Origin of the sequence: Streptomyces sp. NPDC058632 (genome assembly GCF_042717095.1) — a bacterium.
Lineage (GTDB): Bacteria > Actinomycetota > Actinomycetes > Streptomycetales > Streptomycetaceae > Streptomyces.
Genome location: NZ_JBHXQZ010000002.1, coordinates 1 through 17,570 on the forward strand (window position 1 = coordinate 1; position 17,570 = coordinate 17,570).

The 17,570-nt window shown below is 73.0% G+C and carries 17 protein-coding genes; 10 read left to right on the forward strand and 7 right to left on the reverse strand.

Features of this window, described 5'->3' with window-relative positions; genetic code table 11:
• Positions 1-137: 137 nt before the first annotated feature.
• Complete coding sequence (locus ACFWVE_RS01265) at positions 138-680, reverse strand: GNAT family N-acetyltransferase (protein WP_384007072.1); 543 nt, start codon at positions 678-680, stop codon at positions 138-140.
• Between the two features lie 70 nt (positions 681-750).
• Here ACFWVE_RS01265 and ACFWVE_RS01270 point away from each other — a divergent pair, with 70 nt between their 5' ends.
• Positions 751-1,152 (forward strand): VOC family protein, encoded by a 402-nt coding sequence (locus ACFWVE_RS01270; protein WP_384007074.1) that lies wholly within the window; start codon positions 751-753, stop codon positions 1,150-1,152.
• A 40-nt stretch (positions 1,153-1,192) separates the two neighbouring features.
• Here the strand turns inward: ACFWVE_RS01270 and ACFWVE_RS01275 are convergent, their stop codons facing one another.
• Together ACFWVE_RS01275 and ACFWVE_RS01280 are read right to left on the reverse strand one after the other, a co-directional pair.
• Positions 1,193-1,837 (reverse strand): MarR family winged helix-turn-helix transcriptional regulator, encoded by a 645-nt coding sequence (locus ACFWVE_RS01275; protein WP_384007076.1) that lies wholly within the window; start codon positions 1,835-1,837, stop codon positions 1,193-1,195.
• Complete coding sequence (locus ACFWVE_RS01280; protein ID WP_384007078.1) at positions 1,834-3,621, reverse strand: FUSC family protein; 1,788 nt, start codon at positions 3,619-3,621, stop codon at positions 1,834-1,836. The genes ACFWVE_RS01275 and ACFWVE_RS01280 overlap by 4 nt, the downstream gene beginning before the upstream one ends.
• 179 nt (positions 3,622-3,800) lie before the next feature.
• On the opposite strand from ACFWVE_RS01280, the gene ACFWVE_RS01285 reads away from it, so the two are divergent.
• The 4 genes from ACFWVE_RS01285 to ACFWVE_RS01300 all read left to right on the forward strand — a co-directional run bounded on the left by ACFWVE_RS01285 (position 3,801) and on the right by ACFWVE_RS01300 (position 7,393).
• Positions 3,801-4,370 (forward strand): DUF5134 domain-containing protein, encoded by a 570-nt coding sequence (locus ACFWVE_RS01285; protein WP_384007080.1) that lies wholly within the window; start codon positions 3,801-3,803, stop codon positions 4,368-4,370.
• 93 nt (positions 4,371-4,463) lie between these two features.
• Positions 4,464-5,399: a M56 family metallopeptidase gene (locus tag ACFWVE_RS01290; RefSeq protein ID WP_384007082.1), complete on the forward strand. Its 936-nt coding sequence runs from the start codon at positions 4,464-4,466 to the stop codon at positions 5,397-5,399.
• A 291-nt stretch (positions 5,400-5,690) separates the two neighbouring features.
• A complete protein-coding gene (locus ACFWVE_RS01295) occupies positions 5,691-6,377 on the forward strand; it encodes a phosphatase PAP2 family protein (RefSeq protein ID WP_384007084.1) in 687 nt (228 codons plus the stop codon).
• Positions 6,378-6,577: 200 nt separating this feature from the next.
• The gene (locus ACFWVE_RS01300; protein WP_384007086.1) at positions 6,578-7,393 is read left to right on the forward strand and encodes a TetR family transcriptional regulator; all 816 of its coding nucleotides are present in this window, start codon (positions 6,578-6,580) and stop codon (positions 7,391-7,393) included.
• On the opposite strand, the gene ACFWVE_RS01305 is transcribed toward ACFWVE_RS01300, so the two are convergent.
• Entirely contained in the window at positions 7,381-8,883 is a 1,503-nt protein-coding gene (locus ACFWVE_RS01305; RefSeq protein ID WP_384007088.1) for an LVIVD repeat-containing protein, read from the reverse strand. The genes ACFWVE_RS01300 and ACFWVE_RS01305 overlap by 13 nt on opposite strands.
• Positions 8,884-9,072: 189 nt before the next feature.
• Here ACFWVE_RS01305 and ACFWVE_RS01310 point away from each other — a divergent pair, with 189 nt between their 5' ends.
• A complete protein-coding gene (locus tag ACFWVE_RS01310; RefSeq protein ID WP_384007090.1) occupies positions 9,073-9,741 on the forward strand; it encodes a DUF305 domain-containing protein in 669 nt (222 codons plus the stop codon).
• Here ACFWVE_RS01310 and ACFWVE_RS01315 read toward each other — a convergent pair.
• Positions 9,733-10,347 (reverse strand): DUF6214 family protein, encoded by a 615-nt coding sequence (locus ACFWVE_RS01315; protein ID WP_384007092.1) that lies wholly within the window; start codon positions 10,345-10,347, stop codon positions 9,733-9,735. The genes ACFWVE_RS01310 and ACFWVE_RS01315 overlap by 9 nt on opposite strands.
• 491 nt (positions 10,348-10,838) lie before the next feature.
• On the opposite strand from ACFWVE_RS01315, the gene ACFWVE_RS01320 reads away from it, so the two are divergent.
• On the forward strand, positions 10,839-11,642 hold the full coding sequence (locus ACFWVE_RS01320) for a pectate lyase (RefSeq protein ID WP_384007094.1): 804 nt from the start codon (positions 10,839-10,841) through the stop codon (positions 11,640-11,642).
• Between the two features lie 146 nt (positions 11,643-11,788).
• Positions 11,789-12,943: a WD40/YVTN/BNR-like repeat-containing protein gene (locus ACFWVE_RS01325; RefSeq protein ID WP_384007096.1), complete on the forward strand. Its 1,155-nt coding sequence runs from the start codon at positions 11,789-11,791 to the stop codon at positions 12,941-12,943.
• Positions 12,944-13,328: 385 nt separating this feature from the next.
• Here ACFWVE_RS01325 and ACFWVE_RS01330 read toward each other — a convergent pair whose 3' ends face one another.
• On the reverse strand, positions 13,329-14,036 hold the full coding sequence (locus ACFWVE_RS01330; RefSeq protein ID WP_384007097.1) for a uracil-DNA glycosylase: 708 nt from the start codon (positions 14,034-14,036) through the stop codon (positions 13,329-13,331).
• Positions 14,037-14,297: 261 nt separating this feature from the next.
• On the opposite strand from ACFWVE_RS01330, the gene ACFWVE_RS01335 reads away from it, so the two are divergent.
• Together ACFWVE_RS01335 and ACFWVE_RS01340 are read left to right on the forward strand one after the other, a co-directional pair.
• Entirely contained in the window at positions 14,298-15,305 is a 1,008-nt protein-coding gene (locus ACFWVE_RS01335; RefSeq protein WP_384007326.1) for an N-acetylglucosamine kinase, read from the forward strand.
• A gap of 68 nt (positions 15,306-15,373) precedes the next feature.
• Positions 15,374-16,297: a sirohydrochlorin chelatase gene (locus ACFWVE_RS01340; protein ID WP_384007099.1), complete on the forward strand. Its 924-nt coding sequence runs from the start codon at positions 15,374-15,376 to the stop codon at positions 16,295-16,297.
• Positions 16,298-16,432: 135 nt separating this feature from the next.
• Here the strand turns inward: ACFWVE_RS01340 and ACFWVE_RS01345 are convergent, their stop codons facing one another.
• Entirely contained in the window at positions 16,433-17,545 is a 1,113-nt protein-coding gene (locus ACFWVE_RS01345) for a lactonase family protein (protein ID WP_384007328.1), read from the reverse strand.
• Positions 17,546-17,570: the final 25 nt, after the last annotated feature.

The following is a 17,570-nucleotide window of genomic DNA, read 5'->3' on the forward strand; positions in this document are numbered from 1 at the left end:
ACGGGGCGGCGGGGACGGCACGGGGCGGCGGGGACGGCACGGGGCGGCGGGGACGGCACGGGGCGGCGGGGACGGCACGGGGCGGCGGGGACGGCACGGGGCGGCGGGGACGGCGGTCGGGGCGGTTCCTCCGACGGTCAGGGCAGCTCCTTGACCAGCAGCTCGAACCGCAGGTCGGCGCGGAGCGGAATACCGAACCGCTCGTCGCCGTACGGGAAGGGACTCGTCCTGCCCGTACGGCGGTAGCCGCGCCGTTCGTACCAGGCGATCAGGTCCTCGCGCGCCGTGATCACGGTCATGTGCATCTCGCGCGCACCCCAGGTGTCCCGCACCTGCCGCTCGGCGTGAGCGATGATCGTCTTGCCGAGCCCGGCGCCCTGGAGCCCGGGGCTGACCGCGAACATCCCGAAGTAGGCGTGCTCACCGCGGTGCTCGAGCTGACAGCAGGCGACGATCCGGCCCTCGTGCTCCACCGTCAGCAGCCGGCTGTCCGGCGACTTGACGACCTCCCGTACGCCCTCCGCGTCGGTCCGCTGCCCCTGGAGGATGTCGGCCTCGGTGGTCCACCCGGCCCGGCTGGAATCGCCCCGGTAGGCCGACTCGATCAGCGCGACGAGGTCGTCCACGTCGGCGTCGGTGGCGTCACGGAAGGTGAGTGCGCTCTCGGTGACGGATTCCATGGGGCGCTTCTCCGCTCGTCGCTCAGGTTTCTTCGCGGACGAGGTTATCCCGGCCGCTACGCTCGACCGCATGGTGCATGTACTGGGCAGCAGGCTCCTCCTCCGTCCCACCGACCCCGAGCGCTCCCGCGTCTTCTACGGCGAGCAGCTGGGCCTCGCGGTGTACCGCGAGTTCGCCACCGGCCCGGAGCGCGGCACGGTCTACTTCCTCGGCGGCGGCTTCCTGGAGCTGTCCGGCCGGTCCGACACCCCCACGGACACGGCGGACCCGGCGACGAGGCTGTGGCTCCAGGTCGCGGACGTGACGGCGGCCCACCAGGAACTGAGGGACAAGGGCGTCGGGATCGTCCGGCCGCCGGTGAAGGAGCCGTGGGGCCTGATCGAGATGTGGATCGCCGACCCGGACGGCACACCGATCGTCCTCGTGGAGATCCCGGCCGATCATCCGCTGCGGTACCGGCCGGGAATCTGAGACCGCCTGCGTCGCTCCCGATGCCCTGCGCCGGGGTTCGTCACGCCCGCGGGGCGCCCAGGCGTCCTTCCAGCCGGCCCAGCAGCTCGGCGAGCAGTGAGGCCAGCTCGCCGAGCGCCGGTCCGTCCAGGCCGGACAGCACGGCGCTCTCGTAGGCGAGCTGCGCGGGCACGACCCCGTCGATCGCGTCCCGCCCGGCGTCGGTCAGGCGGACTCGGGCCACTCTGCGGTCCCGGGGGTCGCCGCGGCGCTCCACCAGGCCGTGCGCACCGAGTTGCTTGAGGCGCTTGGTGACGGCGGCGCCCGAGGAGAAGGTCTCGCGCGCCAGTTCGCCCGGGGTGAGTTCGCGCCCCGTGCGGCGCAGCGCGCCGAGCAGGTCGAATTCCGGGCGGGTCAGTCCGGCCCGGCCGAGCGGGGTGTCCTCGGCCTGCTGGAGCAGGGCGGCGCAGCGGTTGATGCGCCCGATGACCTCCATGGGCCCGGTGTCGAGGCCGGGGTGCACGGCCCGCCACTGCCGGACCACCTCGGCCACGGTGTCCTGGCCGGCCGCCGGTGTGCCTTCGCCGGTGGGAACTCCCGCACCGGCCGCCGGGAGCGCCTCGTCCGCCGGAGGTCCCCCGTCGGCCCGGTGGGCCTCTTCGGCGGGGCGTCCTCCGTCGGCCGGGAGCCGTTCGGTCGCCGTCATGACCGTGCATCCTCCGTGTCGTCGCCCGGATCGTGTCCGGTGCCGGGGCCCGGCTTCGTGGCGGCACCCGGACGCCTGCCCGAACCTGCGTCCGGGCCTGGGCCCCGGTGCGTGTCCGGGCCGGAGCCGGCCGCGAGGTCCTGGCGTCGTACCGTCGCCGCGAGCGTACGGTGTCCCGCCTGTTCGGCGAGCACCACATGCTCCTGCGGCAGCGTGCGGAGCCGCCATTCGCCCGCGGCCGCGTCGGCGGTGGCCCGCAGGTCGACGAGGGCGGCGGCCAGGCCGCGTCGCGCGGTCTCCAGGGCGGCGGGTCCGGCCTGCGGGTCGGCCAGGAGCCGGGCCGCGTGTTCGCGCCTCAGGCCCACAGCGGTGAGCGCGTCCGCGACGCGGCTGCCCGCCCGCCGGTCGGTGACGGCCAGGGAGGCGCCGAAGCCGACCAGCGCGCCGACCAGGGTGTCCACCACGCGGTCGGTGACCAGGGAGCCGGTCGCCCGGTAACCGGGGAACTCGGTGACGAGCAGGGCCAGCGGGGTGACACAGACGCTGCCGAGCCAGTAGTTGCGGCCGATCAGCGCCTCGGCTCCGAAGTTGAAGACAAGACAGCACAGGACGAGGGCGAGCGGTCCGAGGCCGGCGATCGGGGCGACGGCCGCGAAGACCAGCACCCCGACGAGGTTGCCGACGACCCGCTGCACGGTCCGGCTCCAGGTGAGGGTGATGTTGGCCTGGTAGAGCGCGGCGGCGGTGGTCAGGGCCCAGTGGGGCCGTCCGGCCCCGAGGGCGAGGGAGGCGTATCCGGCGAGGCCGCAGCCGAGGGCGGTGCGTACGGCGAGGGGGGCGAGCGGCCCCAGCCGGGACCACGGGGAGCGGTGGGCAATGGCGCGCTCGGCGGCCGCACCGAGGAGTTCGCCGGCCTCCGAGCGGGGGTCGTCGGCGCCCGGGACACGGCCCGTGCCGCGCAGCGCGCGGGCCTGGGCGCGCAGCCGCGCGGGGTCGGCGTCGGCCGGCGCGGCGAGCGAGATCTCGGCGCGGACGACCAGCCGTTCGAGGGCGCGTCGGGTGGCGACCGAGCGGGGACCGGCGAGGAGCAGACACTGCCGGGCGGCCTGCACGGCGGCGTAGGCAAAGGCCCGCGCCCGCGCATGGCCCTCGCCGGTGCCGCCGGTCTCGGCGTAGGCGGCGGTGGCGTTCAGGGCGTCGGCGGTGGCGCGACGCTCGGGGCCGTGCGGCCGGACCAGTGCGGGTGCCATGCCGACCAGCCAGGCCCAGACCCCGGCCACCGAGGCCAGGGCGACATGGCCGGGGACCTGTCCGAGGGTCTGGGGGACGAACAGCGAGGCGGAGCTGACGAAGGTGAGGATCACGTTGCCGGGCGGGCCGATGCGCGTGACGTCGCACAGCACCTTCTGCACCGCGGCCAGCAGGGCACCGATGGTGACCAGGGTCACGGCGTCACCGGTCAGCGAGGCGGCGACCAGGGCCACGGCGAGGCCGCCGACCATGCCGAGCACCACTCCCGCGAGCGCCCCGGCACGGGCGGCGTACGGACGGTCGTGGGCGTAGAGGGCGCACAGGGATCCGGCCATGGTGTAGACCGCGAGGTCGAGCCGGCCGAGGGCGACGAGGATCAGGCTGGGCGGTGCGACCGCGGCCACCACGCTGAAGGCGGGTTTGAACCAGATGGTGGAGGGCCGCCCGACACGCAGCACGTCGACGAGCGGGAACCGCCGGTGCTCGGGCGTCGGCTCCGTCTCGGGGGCGGGACGGGGGGTCGTACTGCTCATGATGTACAACGCTATCAGGTCTTTTACTCGTAAAACATCCGCGTGACCTGCGGCGCTCCCCCCAATGCCCCCCGTGTACCCCTGTGCGCTCGCGTGCACGCCTTCGAGCGCGGGCATGCCTTGACCGACCGTGGAGGGGTCCTCCCATGCGGCGGGGGCGGCCCCGGGGGGAGGTTCGCGTGCACGGACCCGCGGCGTCCGGCTGGCTGCTGGTCGCGCTCTGCGCGGTGACCGGCGCCTACTGCCTGCTGCGGATGCGCAGCAGCGTCGAGGAGCAGCGCCGTACCGCGGGCGGCGAGGCGCTGATGGGCTTCGGCATGGCCGCGATGGCCGTACCGACGGCGGTCTTCACACCGCCCTCGTGGGCATGGCCCGCCTACGCGGCGGTGTTCGGCGCGGCGGGACTGCACTCCCTGTGGGCGGCGCGCGCGGGCGCCCGCCATCTGCACCATCCGCTGGGCGCCGCGGCCATGGTCTACATGGCGGTGGCGATGGCCCTCTCCCCCGGACCGGGGCAGGGGCACGCGCACGGAAGCGTGGGCCTACCCCTGCCGACCGGCCTCCTGCTGCTCTATTTCACCGGGTACGTGCTGGTCACGGGCGTACGACTGGTGCCGGTGACCTCCGTGACGGGGGGCCCGGCACCAGGCGCGGTCGGAGCCTTGGGCTGGGGTGACCGGCCGGAGCTCGCGCGGGTGTGCCGGCTGTCCATGGGCATCGCGACGGTGGCGATGCTGTTGACGATGTGAGGCGGGTGGCGGCCGACGGGCGGGACCGTTGCCTGCGTCACTTTGCCCCGGTGGGCCGCACCCGGGAGTGGGGTGCGCTCATAGGCTGAACGCATGATGCTCCCCGCGGCACTGTTGCTGCTCGGCGTCCTGATCGCCGTCGCCGGCCCCCGGTTACTGGCGCGGGCCCACTGGGCGGACCGTGAGCCGGTGGTGGCGTTGTGGGTGTGGCAGTGCGTGGTCGCGGCGGTGCTGCTGTGCTGCGCCCTGTCGATGACGTTCAGCGCGGCGGCCGCCTCGGGCGCGGTCGGCCGTCCGGTGTTCGCGACGGCACCGCGCGGGGTCGTGGAGGCCTACGCCCTCGGCACGGCCGGGCCCCTGGCGGCGACCACCGCGGTCGTGCTGGCGTGCGGCGGGCTGTGGACCGCGGCGATGCTGGTCCGCGAGGTCGTACGGGCTCGCGCGCGGCTGCGGGCCCGGCGGGCCGAGCTTCTGGTGCGGGCGCCGCTGCTGCCCGGCGAGGAGCCCGGCGCCGAGCGGCTGGTGGTCCTGGAGGGCGAACATCCCGACGCGTGGCGGCTGCCCGGCACTCCGCCCCGGCTGGTCGTCACCACGGCCGCGCTGCGCCGTCTGAAGGGCCGCCGGCTGGACGCCGTCCTCGCGCACGAGCGGGGGCACGCGCGGGCCCGGCACGACTGGCTGCTGCACTGCTCCTCCGCGCTCGCCGACGGCTTCCCGCAGGTGCCGGTGTTCGCCGCGTTCCGCGACGAGATGCACCGGCTGGTCGAACTCGCCGCCGACGACACGGCCTCCCGCCGCTTCGGCCGGCTGACGACCGCCCTGGCGCTGGTCGAGCTCAACGAGCACCGCGGGGTGTTCGGCCCCTGCCCGTCCCCGCAGGGCCAGGTCCCGGCCCGGGTGCACCGGCTGCTGACTCCCCCGAACCGGCTCCCGGCGTGGCACCGGCTGCGGCTGACGGCCGTGGCGTCGCTGGTACCGGTGATCCCGGTGCTGGTGGCGTTCGTACCGGGGCTGCGGGCGCTGGGGTAGGACCTGTCCGGCGTCGCGGTGCAGGCGGGCGACTTGCCCGGCCTGCCGTCAGGGCCTGTCCGCCGGGTCACGCCGAAGACGCGAGGGCCGGCACGCCCTTCCCCAGGCCTTTCGAGCAGGGGCGCCCCCGGCCGGACGGGCACCGCCGGTTACCGACTTGGTCGGCCGGGGCGGGGCTCCGGGAACGCGGGGCGCCGGGGTGAGGTGGTGGCGGGGGCCGACCGGGCCCGTGAGGCTGCCGGCGGGCGGGGGGACTGGCTCCGAACCCCGTGGGTCGGCGAAAATCTCTGTATGCCTTCCCCCCACATCTCTTCCGTCGGCCTCGAGTCACCGCCCCGTCCCCCGGAGCACCGCCCGTCCGCCGCTCTCCTCGGCGTTCCGGCCGTGTGCTCGGTCGTTCTGCTGATCCTGGTCGCCGTGGAGTGGCGCCCGCTGACCGGCCTGGACCGCGACATCGCCTCGGCCGTCCACCGCTGGGCGGTCGACGGACCGGGGCTGACGCAGACGGCCCGCGTCCTGACGGACTGGGTCTGGGACCCATGGACCATGCGCCTGCTGTGCGGGGCGGTCGCGCTGCTGCTGTGGTACCGGTACGCGGCCCGGTGGACCGCGGTGTGGCTGGTGGTGACGTGCGCCGTGGGGGCCATGGTGCAGCAGGTCCTGAAAGCGGTGGTGGGCCGCGCCCGCCCCGTGTGGCCGGACCCGGTGGACTCGGCCCACTACGCGGCGTTCCCTTCGGGGCACGCCATGACCGCCACCGTCACCTTCGGTCTCCTGCTGTGGCTGCTCCACCGGCACGGGGTGGGCCGGGCCCTGTGGGGCTGGGCCCTGGCCCTGGCGGCGCTCTCGGTCAGCGGCGTCGGCCTCACCCGCGTCTGGCTCGGCGTCCACTGGCCCACGGACGTGCTCGGCGGCTGGCTCCTCGGCATCGTGGTCGTGGCGGTGGGGGTACGGATCCACAGGCAGCGGCACCCGTGACCGCGAGAGGTCCCGCCCCGGCGTCCCGCCGGTCCGGCGGCCCTGTGTCCTGAACGAAAAGACCCGCGCCCCGCCGCCGCTCTCCTCGGGCGATCCCCCGCGCCGCCCGAGGAGGACGGCAGCCCGGCATGGCCCCACCAGGGGCCGGCCGGATGCGCTGAGTATAGTTGGCTGCCAGCCAGTCAACGCAGGAGTCCAGCATGTCCCCGCGCAGCGCCTCGGTCAATGAAGAGTTGCGGAGGCGTTCGAAGGAGCGGCTTCTGCAGGCCGCAGTCGAGCTGGTGAGCGAGCGCGGCTACGACGCGACGACGCTCGGCGACATCGCCGACCGCGCGGGTTCCGCGCGGGGCCTGGTGTCGTACTACTTCCCGGGGAAGCGCCAGCTGGTGCAGTCCGCCGTGCACCGCCTGATGCACCGGACACTCGAGGAGGCACTGGAGCAGGAACCGCGTACCGACGACGGGCAGGAGCGGATGGCGCGGGCCATCGACGCGGTCCTGGGCCTGGCCCGGGACCGGCCCGTACTGATGCGCCAGCACATGGCCGGGCTGCTGCAGGCCGAGGGTTTCCTGCCCTGCCCCGAGCAGCGGCGGCTGGCGGAACTGCTGAGCGACACCGTCTCCCGGTACGGCTCGACTCAGGTCGGCAGCGACTATCCGATGCTGCGCGCCCTGCTGATGGGCGCCGTGTACTCGGCGCTGGTGCCAGGTGTGCCGATGCCCGTCACGGTGCTGCGCGAGGAGTTGTTCCAGCGGTATCGGCTGGACTGGGAACTGGGTGTCCCGCCGGACACCGAGGTGCCCGGCGGGACGGGTGCGACGAGTCCCTCGGACCGGCCCGAGGACGGGAACCGGGCGGACGGACCGAACCACTCGGGTGGAACGCCCGGCCCAAAAGGAGCGGGCGGCACGGACGCGCCGAACCGGACGGATGTGTCACGGTTCTTCGCGACCGGGGCGGCGCCGGAGTCTTTGGCGCCCGCCCGTCGCCCCGAGCCGGACGGTCAGTCGAAGTAGTCCGGCTGCGTCTGCACGTTGAGCTCACGCATCTTGACCCAGCGGGCCGGATCCGTGCGCCGGTCGTCGATCTTCAGGACGTCGAAGCCCTTGGCCATGTCGTTCGAGTAGATGTAGCCGTTGTAGTAGTACGCCGACCACGAGCCGCCGGTGACGAGCTGGTCGGTGCTCAGCGGCCCCCGCTCGAAGTAGGCGATCTCCTTCGGCTTCGAGGAGTTGGTGAAGTCCCAGACGGAGACGCCGCCCTGGTACCAGGCCTGGACCATGAGGTCCTTGCCCTTGACCGGGATCAGCGAGCCGTTGTGGGCGACGCAGTTCTCGGTGTCGGCCTGGTGACGCGGGATCTTGAAGTAGCTGCGGAAGACGAGCTTGCGCTTGTCGCCCTTGCCGACGACGTCGTAGATGCCGTCCGCGCCGCGGTCCGGTCCGACCTCGGCGTTGCAGGTGGCTGCGCCGCCACCGCCCAGCTCGTCGGTGAACACGACCTTGTCGGCCCGCTGGTTGAACGTCGCCGAGTGCCAGAAGGCGAAGTTGACGTTGTCCTGCACCCGGTCGATCACCTTGGGGCGCTCGGGGTCCTTGATGGAGAGCAGGATGCCGTCACCCATGCAGGCGCCGGCCGCCAGGTCCTTGGAGGGCAGCACGGTGATGTCGTGGCAGCCCGTGGTCTTGGAGACACCCGGGTTCGTGGGCCCGCCCGGGTTGCCGCCGCCGTCGGGACCCTCACCGGGGAACAGCACCGGGAACCCGACCACGGCCGCCTTGTGCGGGGCCTTGCGCGGCACCTTGATGACGGAGATGCCGTCGTGCGGCGGCTGGCAGTCGGGGTAGGCGGCGTTCGGCGAGTACGAGGAGACGTACACGTAGACGTTCTTGCCCTCGGGCACCAGCGAGTGGGTGTGCGAGCCGCAGGCGGTCTCGACGGCGGCGACGTAGCGCGGGTTGCGCTTGTCGCTGATGTCGAAGACCTTCATGCCCTCCCACGAGGACTTCTCGGTCACCGGCTGCGTGGTGCTGTTGCAACTGTTGTCGCTGCGCGACGAGTCGGTGGAGAGGAACAGCAGATCGCCGGAGACGGAGATGTCGTTCTGGGAGCCGGGGCACAGCACCTGGGACACCGTCTTCGGCGACTTCGGGTTGCTGATGTCGTAGATGGTGAAGCCGTCGTAGTTTCCGGCGAAGGCGTACCGGCCCTGGAAGGCCAGGTCCGAATTGGTGCCGGTCAGCGCGTCCTTGGGGACGTGTGCGACATGGCGGATGTTGTCGGAGTGGACGATCTCGTCCTGGGCGGGTATCTCGCCCTCCGCGATGGCCTCGCGCGCTTCCGCCTGCGCGCTCTTCGATATCTCCTTCGAAGTGGGCGGCGCGTCCCCGGGGTCGGGGGTCGCCGCGGCCGGGGCGGCGGTCAGGAGCGCCGCCAGCAGCCCGCCGGCTGCCGCGGCAACTCCCAGCCGTCTGCGCCGGGTTCGGGGAACATTCAACAGGATCACTGTCTTCCTCCCTTGTTCCGTTCAGCTCGGAACGGGTTCCGCTCCGGCAGTATGGTCCTGAGCATGCGCATATCAACAGTGGGCAACACACTCGCAACGAAGTTTTTTGATCACTGCCGCGCGGAAGCGTGCTAGGACAGTCGTCAGCGCTCACGAGGTGTCGTGCCACCCGCCTGCCCAGGAGGTCCCGTGTTCCACCGCCGTGCGTCACGCGTGTCCGTCGTCGCGACCGGGCTGATCGCCCTGGCCGTACTCGGGATCACGGGCTGCGACTCCGATACGGACGACGCCGGGTCGGCCTCGGCGAGCGGCCCTTCGGTGATCGCGCCGGGCGGGCCCGGAGGGCAGAACCGGACCCTGTCGGCCGAGGAGGCGGCGGAGCAGCGCGTCGAGGACGACTCCCCCAACTCCGCGGACGTCTCCTACTCCCGCATGATGATCGAGCACCACTCGCAGGCCCTGGAGATGACCGAACTCGTCCCGGACCGCGCCGAGTCGACGAAGATCGTCAAACTGGCCGAGCGGATCGCCGCCTCGCAGCAGCCGGAGATCAAGGCGATGGAGGGCTGGCTGACGAGACACGGCGAGTCCAGGGAGGCCGACGGACACTCCCACGGGCACGACCACGCGACGATGCCCGGGATGGCGACCCCGGGCCAGCTCAAGAACCTCCGCGCAGCCGAGGGGAAGGCCTTCGACCAGCTCTTCCTCACGCTGATGATCACCCATCACGAAGGGGCGATCAGCATGGCCACGGAGGTGAAGTCGGAGGGCAACAACATTCAGGTCGAGGAGATGGCCGACGACGTGGTCGCCCAGCAGACGAGCGAGATCACACGGATGCGCTCCCTACTCTGACGACCTCCGGGCGTGACGCGGGGTCAGCAGGCCCGCGTCACGCGCCCGTCCGATGGCCCTGAGCGCTCCGCGCCGGCTGTACCCGGTCGCGTACATCACGGCGAGGACCGGGTCGACGCCCTCCTCCTGGGCCGCGCGGTACTCCCGTGCCACGAGGCGTCTCCCCACGGGCTCCCGCGGCCGGACCGCGCGGTCGCGCGTCTCCGGCTCCCCCGTGCCGGGCGGCCGGGCCCGGACGGCGGAGCCGCCCTCGGATCCCGCTTCGTCGTCGGCAGCCAGTGGGATGGCGGCGGCCGGTGCGATTCCGGCCACTACGACGCCGGCCGTCCCGTCGCCGGTGTCAGGTCCGTCGCCGGCCTCCCCGTTGCCGGGGCCCGGCCCGTCGTCGGCACCGCACGCCCGTGCGAGCGGCCCCTCGATCCAGTCGGCGAACAGCGCCAGGTCCTCCAGCGACAACGCGGGCCGGGCCCGTACGTCCTCGACGCAGACGCAGAGCCCGGACACCAGGGCCAGCGCTTCCACCCCGGCCCCGTCGTCGAAGGTGAGCCGCACGTGGAACCAGCGCGTCGCGTGCTCGCCCTCCCGCACCTCCCAGGCGGGCCACACGAAGACCGCCCCGTCCGCCGGAGAACGATCGGAAAGATGGAGAAAAGATTCCTCAAGCACGCGCGCTACGTAAGCACGCGATCACTTTCCCTACGGACGAACACGCACCCCGGTTGCCGGACGGCACCCTGTCAGCGCAGCGGATGCAGCCCACGCCGTGAGGAACGACTGCCCGCATGGACCGGAAAGGCCGCACGGAGGCGGTACGCGGTACCGGCCGTACCGGCGGGCGGGGCCCCGGGGAAAGGCACGTACGGCGGTACGAACCGCACAGCGGCATGCAGCGCACCATGGAAGCACTCCCACGCAATCGGCAGAATGCGCTCACTGCCCCAACAGACGGCCGAATATGGCTGTCCGAAGCGTTGACCAGAAAGCGCTTACCCCCTACGTTCCGTTCAGCGATGTGAACCAGGCCGGGACGGCACGGCGCCGTCCCGGCGTCCTCCGCATCGCCGCATCCCCCACACCACGACAGAAGGAACCGGAACATGACTTCCGTGACACGACCACGCGCCCGCGGGCGCGCACTGACCGGAGCGCTGGCCACCCTCGGGCTCTCGGTTGGCATGATCATGACCACCGGAGCGTCCTCGGCGAGCGCCGCCACCTGGCCGACCCCGAACGGCAGTGAGGGCGTCTCCTCCACCATCTCGGTGTCCGGCACCAAGGACTACGGGATGAAGCGCCTGTACGGCACCGGCGACCTGGGCTCGGGCGGTCAGGACGAGGACCAGGGCCCGATCCTGGAGCTGGCGAACGGCGCGGTCCTGAAGAACGTCGTCCTCGGCGCCCCCGCGGCCGACGGCATCCACTGCAAGGGCTCCTGCACGCTGCAGAACGTGTGGTGGGAGGACGTCGGCGAGGACGCGGCCACGTTCAAGGGCAGTTCGTCGTCCTCGGTCTACACCGTCAGCGGCGGCGGGGCCAAGGAAGCCAGCGACAAGGTGTTCCAGTTCAACGGCGCCGGCACGCTGAACGTGTCGAACTTCGCGGTCAAGAACTTCGGCACCTTCGTACGCTCCTGCGGCAACTGCTCGACGCAGTACAAGCGCACGATCAACCTCAACAGCATCGAGGTGAGCTGGAAGGGCAGCAGGATCGCCGGCATCAACACCAACTACGGCGACAGCGCGACCCTGCGCAACATCAGGATCGTCGGGGACAGCAGCAAGAAGATCGTCCCCTGCCAGAAGTACATCGGCAACGACGACGGCGACGAGCCGAGCAGCAACGGTTCCGGCGCCGACGGTACGTACTGCAAGTACGCGTCGTCCGACATCACCTACCAGTAGGCCCTCCGACAGCAGCCCCCCACGGTGAGGGCGGCGGCCGTGCACGGCGCCCGCGCGGCGCTGCGCACGGCCGTTCGCCGCATCCGCCCCACGTTCCGCCGCACCGCTTTGACCTGCGTCGGCGCCTGATCCGGAGGTGACTGTCAGTGGTCGGGTGCAGACTGGCTGATGTCCTGAACGAGGGCGTCGATGAAGACGTCGTGGAGGTGATCGGCATGTCCGAGGTACTGCTCGCCGTGGGCACCCGTAAAGGTCTGTTCATCGGGCGCCGGCGGGGTACCCGCTGGGAGTTCGACGAAAGTCCCTACTTCAACGCGCAGGCGGTGTACTCGGTCGCCGTCGACACCCGCGGCGCGGTCCCGAGGCTGCTGGCCGGCGGTGACAGCGCGCACTGGGGCCCGTCCGTGTTCCACTCCGACGACCTGGGCCGGACGTGGACCGAACCGGCACGGCCCGCCGTCAAGTTCCCCAAGGACACGGGGGCGTCGCTGGAGCGGGTCTGGCAGCTCCATCCGGCGGCCGCGGAGCCGGACGTGGTGTACGCGGGCACCGAACCGGCCGCGCTCTACCGCTCGGAGGACCGCGGGGAGACCTTCGAGCTGGTCCGGCCGCTGTGGGAGCATCCGACCCGCTCCAAGTGGGTGCCGGGCGGCGGCGGTGAGGGCCTGCACACCGTGCTGACCGACGAGCGGGATCCGCGGGCGGTGACGGTCGCCGTGTCCACGGCGGGCGTGTTCCGCACGCTGGACGGCGGTTCGAGCTGGGTCCCGTCCAACTCGGGTGTCTCCGCGGTGTTCCTGCCGGATCCGAACCCGGAGTTCGGCCAGTGCGTGCACAAGGTGGCCCGGGACGCGGTGACACCGGACCGGCTGTATCTGCAGAACCACTGGGGCGTGTACCGCAGCGACGACGCGGGCGCGCAGTGGACGGACATCGGTGCCGGGCTGCCGTCGACCTTCGGTTTCACGGTCGTGGCCCATCCGCGTCGGGGTGACACGGCGTACGTGTTCCCGATCAACGCCGACTCCGACCGCGTACCGGCCGACCGGCGCTGCCGCGTCTACCGCACGACGGACGCGGGCCGGAGCTGGGAACCGCTCGGCGCGGGCCTGCCGCAGGACGACCACTACGGCACGGTGCTGCGCGACGCGATGTGCCACGACGGCGCCGACCCGGCGGGCGTGTACTTCGGCAACCGCAACGGCGAGGTGTACGCGTCGGCGGACGACGGCGACAGCTGGCAGCAGCTCGCCGCGCACCTGCCGGACGTGCTGTGCGTCCGGGCCGCGGTGCTTCCCTGACGGAACGCGGTGGGCGCGCGGCACCGCCGGTCGCGGGCTGCCGCGAACCACGGGTGGTAGGGGCTGAGCACTGAGGCCGAGTCCGCCCGCAGATCCCTCAACTCCGGGATCGCCCACCACCTGGAGGTTGAGCACACCGCCGTCGTGGCGGACGGCGAGTCACCCTGACGGCGATTCCCCTCACCTCTGTCCTGCTCCGCAGGAGTCCGATTCCTCTCCGGCTGAAGGCCGGAGAGGAATCGGAGGTTCTCGGTGACCCTGGACCGGCCCACGTCGGCGTCCTCCGACGCGGGCCGACGCAGCTTGGCGTCTTGTCAGGACAGGCATCGGGGCGAGCGTCGGAGCATCAGGGCCCGGAGTTCCGCCGGCCCTCGTGCCGACGGCCCTAACCGGCCGGCGCGGTCGCCTCCTGGGCGGACGGCAGGCGCCAGTCCACGGGGGCGGCGCCCTGCCGGACCAGGTAGTCGTTGGCCCGGCTGAACGGGCGCGAGCCGAAGAAGCCGCGGTCCGCCGACATCGGCGAGGGATGGGCCGACTCGATCGCGGGACAGTCCCCGAGCAGCGGGCGCAGATTGCGCGCGTCCCTCCCCCACAGGATCGAGACCAGCGGGCCGCCCCGCGCGGCGAGGGCGCGGATGGCCTGCTCGGTGACTTCCTCCCAGCCCTTGCCCCGGTGCGCGGCGGGCTTGCGCGGGGCGGTGGTGAGCGCCCGGTTGAGCAGCAGGACGCCCTGCTCGGTCCATGGGGTCAGATCACCGTTGACGGGCCGGGGCAGGCCCAGGTCCGCGTTCAGCTCCCGGTAGATGTTCTCCAGGCTGCCCGGCAGCGACCGTACGTCCGGTGAGACCGCGAAGCTCAGTCCGATCGCCATTCCCGGTGTCGGATACGGGTCCTGACCGACGATCAGGACCCGTACGTCGTCGAAGGGTTGCTGGAACGCCCGCAGGACATTCGCTCCCGCCGGCAGGTAGGTGCGGCCGGCCGCGACCTCCGCGCGCAGGAAGTCCCCCATGGCCGCGACGCGTCCGGCCACCGGTTCCAGAGCCTTTGCCCAGCCGGGCTCAACAAGTTCGTGCAAGGGTCGTGCTGCCACGGTGAATCACTCTACTGGCTGCCACCGGCTTCCCTTGCCCGGCAGCCCGCTCCCGGCGCCGGAGGCGTCCTGGGCACTATTCTTCCTCCCCGTCGGGGTCGAGATCGAGGCCCGGGAAGAGAGGGGAGCCCGTTGCGTCCGTCCGACAACGGTCTGCCGACGAGCGGTCCTCCGGCGAGCGGCCTGCCGAGCAGAGGTCAGCCGGTCCGGCAGGGGGCGGCGACGGCAGGCGCGCGGGACGGCGGGGCCGGATTCGTCGCCGTGGACTCCGGGGGCTCGGGGCTGCGGGTCGTCGTCGGTGCCGCCGGACGCGGTCCGCTCGCCCGGGGCGCCTCCGGGGAGCCGGTGCGGACCGGCTCCCGGGGGATCGAACCCGGTCATTTGATGGAACAACTGGTGCCCATGGCACGGGAACTGGCCGCCGAGGCCGGCATCCGCCGGCTGGACACGGCGGTCGTCGGTGCGGCCGGGCTGGCCAGCCTCGGGGACGCGCTGCGCGCCGAACTGCCGGGGGCGCTGGCCCGGGAACTGGGAGTGCGCCGCGTCGCGCTGGCCGCGGATGCCGTCACCGCGTACGTCGGTGCCCTGGGGCCGCGGCCGGGTGCCGTGGTCGCCGCCGGTACGGGCCTGATCGCCGTCGGCACCGATCTGGCCGGCTGGCGCCGGGCGGACGGCTGGGGGCATCTGCTCGGCGACTGCGGCGGCGGCGCGTGGATCGGGCGGGCCGGCCTGGAGGCGGCGCTGCGCGCGCATGACGGACGGGACGGCGGCTCCGGCCGGCTGCTGGAGTGCGCCGAGGGGATGTTCGGCCCGGCGGCGTCCCTTCCCGGCCGGCTGTATCCCCGTACCGACCGGGCGGCCGTCCTCGCCTCCTTCGCGCCCCGGGTGGCCGAGTGCGCCGACAGCGACGCCGTCGCCGCGGGCATTCTGCGGACGGCCGCCCGGCACATGGCGGACTCGGCGGCGGCCGTCTGCCCGGCAGCAGGCCCGGGCTCGGGCGAGCCCCTGGTGGCGTTCACCGGTGGTCTGCTCCATCTGGGCGATCCCCTCCTCGTGCCCCTGGGCGAGGAGCTGGCGAAACGGTTGCCGCGGGCACGACGGCTGGCCGCGGAAGGAGACCCGTTGCACGGGGCGGTCCGTATCGCCACCGACCTCGCGACGGATTCGTTCACCCTTCCGGGTGACGAGAAGATGCTGTGCGTGACGAGCCCGGCAGGTGAGGGAACACCGATGCGCCCGATGTCCGTACATAACACATCAGACAAATAAGGACGTAGTCCGCGCAGGCGCACCCTCCCCGAACGGAGGAGCCCGGGAAACCACTAACATTCCGCTCCATGAGCACCCCCACTGGGCCTGCGTCCGGCCTGCCCGTACGAATGCCGCGCCCCCGCCAGCCCGGACGGCACCGCCGTCCCGAGCCTCTGGTGGCTCCCGAAGGCGCGCCCGCGCTCGTCCTCGCCGTGCCGGGTGCTCCCAGCAGTGCCACCCGCTCCCTCGCCGACGAGGTCATCAGCATCGCCCGTTCCGAGCTTCCGGGCCTGGACGGCCGGATCGGTTACCTCGACGGGGACGACGCGGAGTTCCCGAGACTGCAGTCGGTGCTGGCGCACGCCGCCGAGGAGCGCGCCGCCCGCTTCGAGCAGGCGCGCGCGGCGGGTATGGACGTCAAGGAGCCGGACGGCCCCGTCGCCGTCGTCGTGCCGCTGCTCGCCGGTCCGGACAGCGCGCTGCTGCGCCAGGTCCGTCAGGCCGTGATGGACAGCCGTGTGGCCGCCGAGCTGACCGACGTCCTCGGCCCGCACCCGCTGCTCGCGGAGGCGCTGCACGTACGGCTGTCCGAGGCCGGGCTGGCCCGCGCCGACCGCGCCCGCCTGTTCACCGTGGCGACCGCCGCGGACGGCATCATCCTCGCCTCCGTGGGCGGTGACGAGGCCGTGCAGGCGGCCGGGATCACCGGCATGCTGCTCGCCGCGCGCCTCGCCGTGCCGGTGATGGCGGCGGCCCTGGACGAGGAGGGCTCGATCGCGTCGGTGGCCGAGCAACTGCGCAACTCCGGCTCTCAGCAGCTGGCGCTCGCGCCGTACCTGATCGGCCCCGAGATCGACGCGAGCCTGGTCGAGGAGGCCGCGAAGGAGCTGGGCTGCTCCGCCGCCGAGGCGCTGGGCCCCTACCCGGCGATCGGAAAGCTCGCCCTGGCCAAGTACACCTCCGCGCTGGGCATCAGCCCGCAGCAGACGCAGAGCACTTCGGCGCACTGACCCCGGGCGGGCTCGTCCGCTCCACGACGCAGACGCCGAACAGGCCCGTTCCGGTCACCGGGGCGGGCCTTTCGGCGTGCGCGGCCGGGTGCGTGCGGACGGGTGCCTGTGAACCGGTGCGTGCGGCCGAAGTGCTCAGCCGACGACCACGCAGGACGCCGCCGTCACAGGGATCGAGCCGCGGCGCCGGGGCGTCCCGGTGTCCGGGTCGACCGCGAACCAGGTCACGTCCCCGGAGCGCTCGTTCGCCACGTACAGGAAGCCGTGGGACTCGACGAGCGCGCGGGGCCAGTGACCGCCGCAGGGCACGGTGGTGATCAGCCGCAGCCCGGGCGTCCCGTCCGTCCCCGCCGCCCCGTCGCCTCCGTCCGGGCGGTCGGCCACCGCGAACACCGACAGGACGTCCTCTCCACGGGTCGCGGTCCATACGAAGCGGCCGTCGGGCGAGACGGCGACGCCCGACGGGTAGGCGTCGCCGGACGGGACACCGGGCAGGACGGGGATCTCGGCGAGCGGCCGCAGCGTGCCCTCGGCGGTGTCCCAGCGGCAGACGGTCAAGGTGGGACTGAGTTCGTGGAGGAGGTACGCGCGCGTGCCGTCCGGGTGGAAGGCCAGGTGGCGCGGACCCGAGCCGGCGCGCAGCGCCGTCTCGCTGTGCGGCGCGGGAGTCCCGTCGGCCAGCGTGTACACCCGTACCGAGTCCGTGCCGAGGTCGACGGCGACCGCCCAGCGGCCGCTCGGGTCGGGCTGCACCTGGTGGGCGTGCGGCCGCCGGCGGTGCGGGTGGGCGGCCGGGCCGGTGTGCGGGAACACCCCGGACGCGGAGCGTGCCAGGCTCCCGTCGGCGCGGACGGGGACGGCGGTGACGCTGCCCGAGCCGTAGTTGGCGGTGAGGACGTGTCCGGCGAAGAGGCAGAGGTGGGTCGGCCCGTTCCCGTGGACCGGCACCGCGGGTCCGGCCTGCTCCGGCGTGTCCCCCGCGTCCCCGGCTGCCCTGTTCCCGGCCCCGGGCAGCCGGAACGCGGCCACGGACCCTTCGGCCGTCTCGCTGACCGCGTAGAGCGTCCGCCCGTCGGGCGAGAGTGCCAGGCAGGAGGGATCGGGCAGGCCGTTCACGGTGCTCAGGACGGTCAGGGCGCCGTCGGGGCCGAGATCCGCGGTGACGATGCCCGGACCGCCCGCCGTCGTGAACGATCCGATGAACGCCCGCCGACGCCGCCTGCCGTCCGTCACGCCCGTGTCCCCCATGCTCACGCCCGATCCCCTCTCGCTT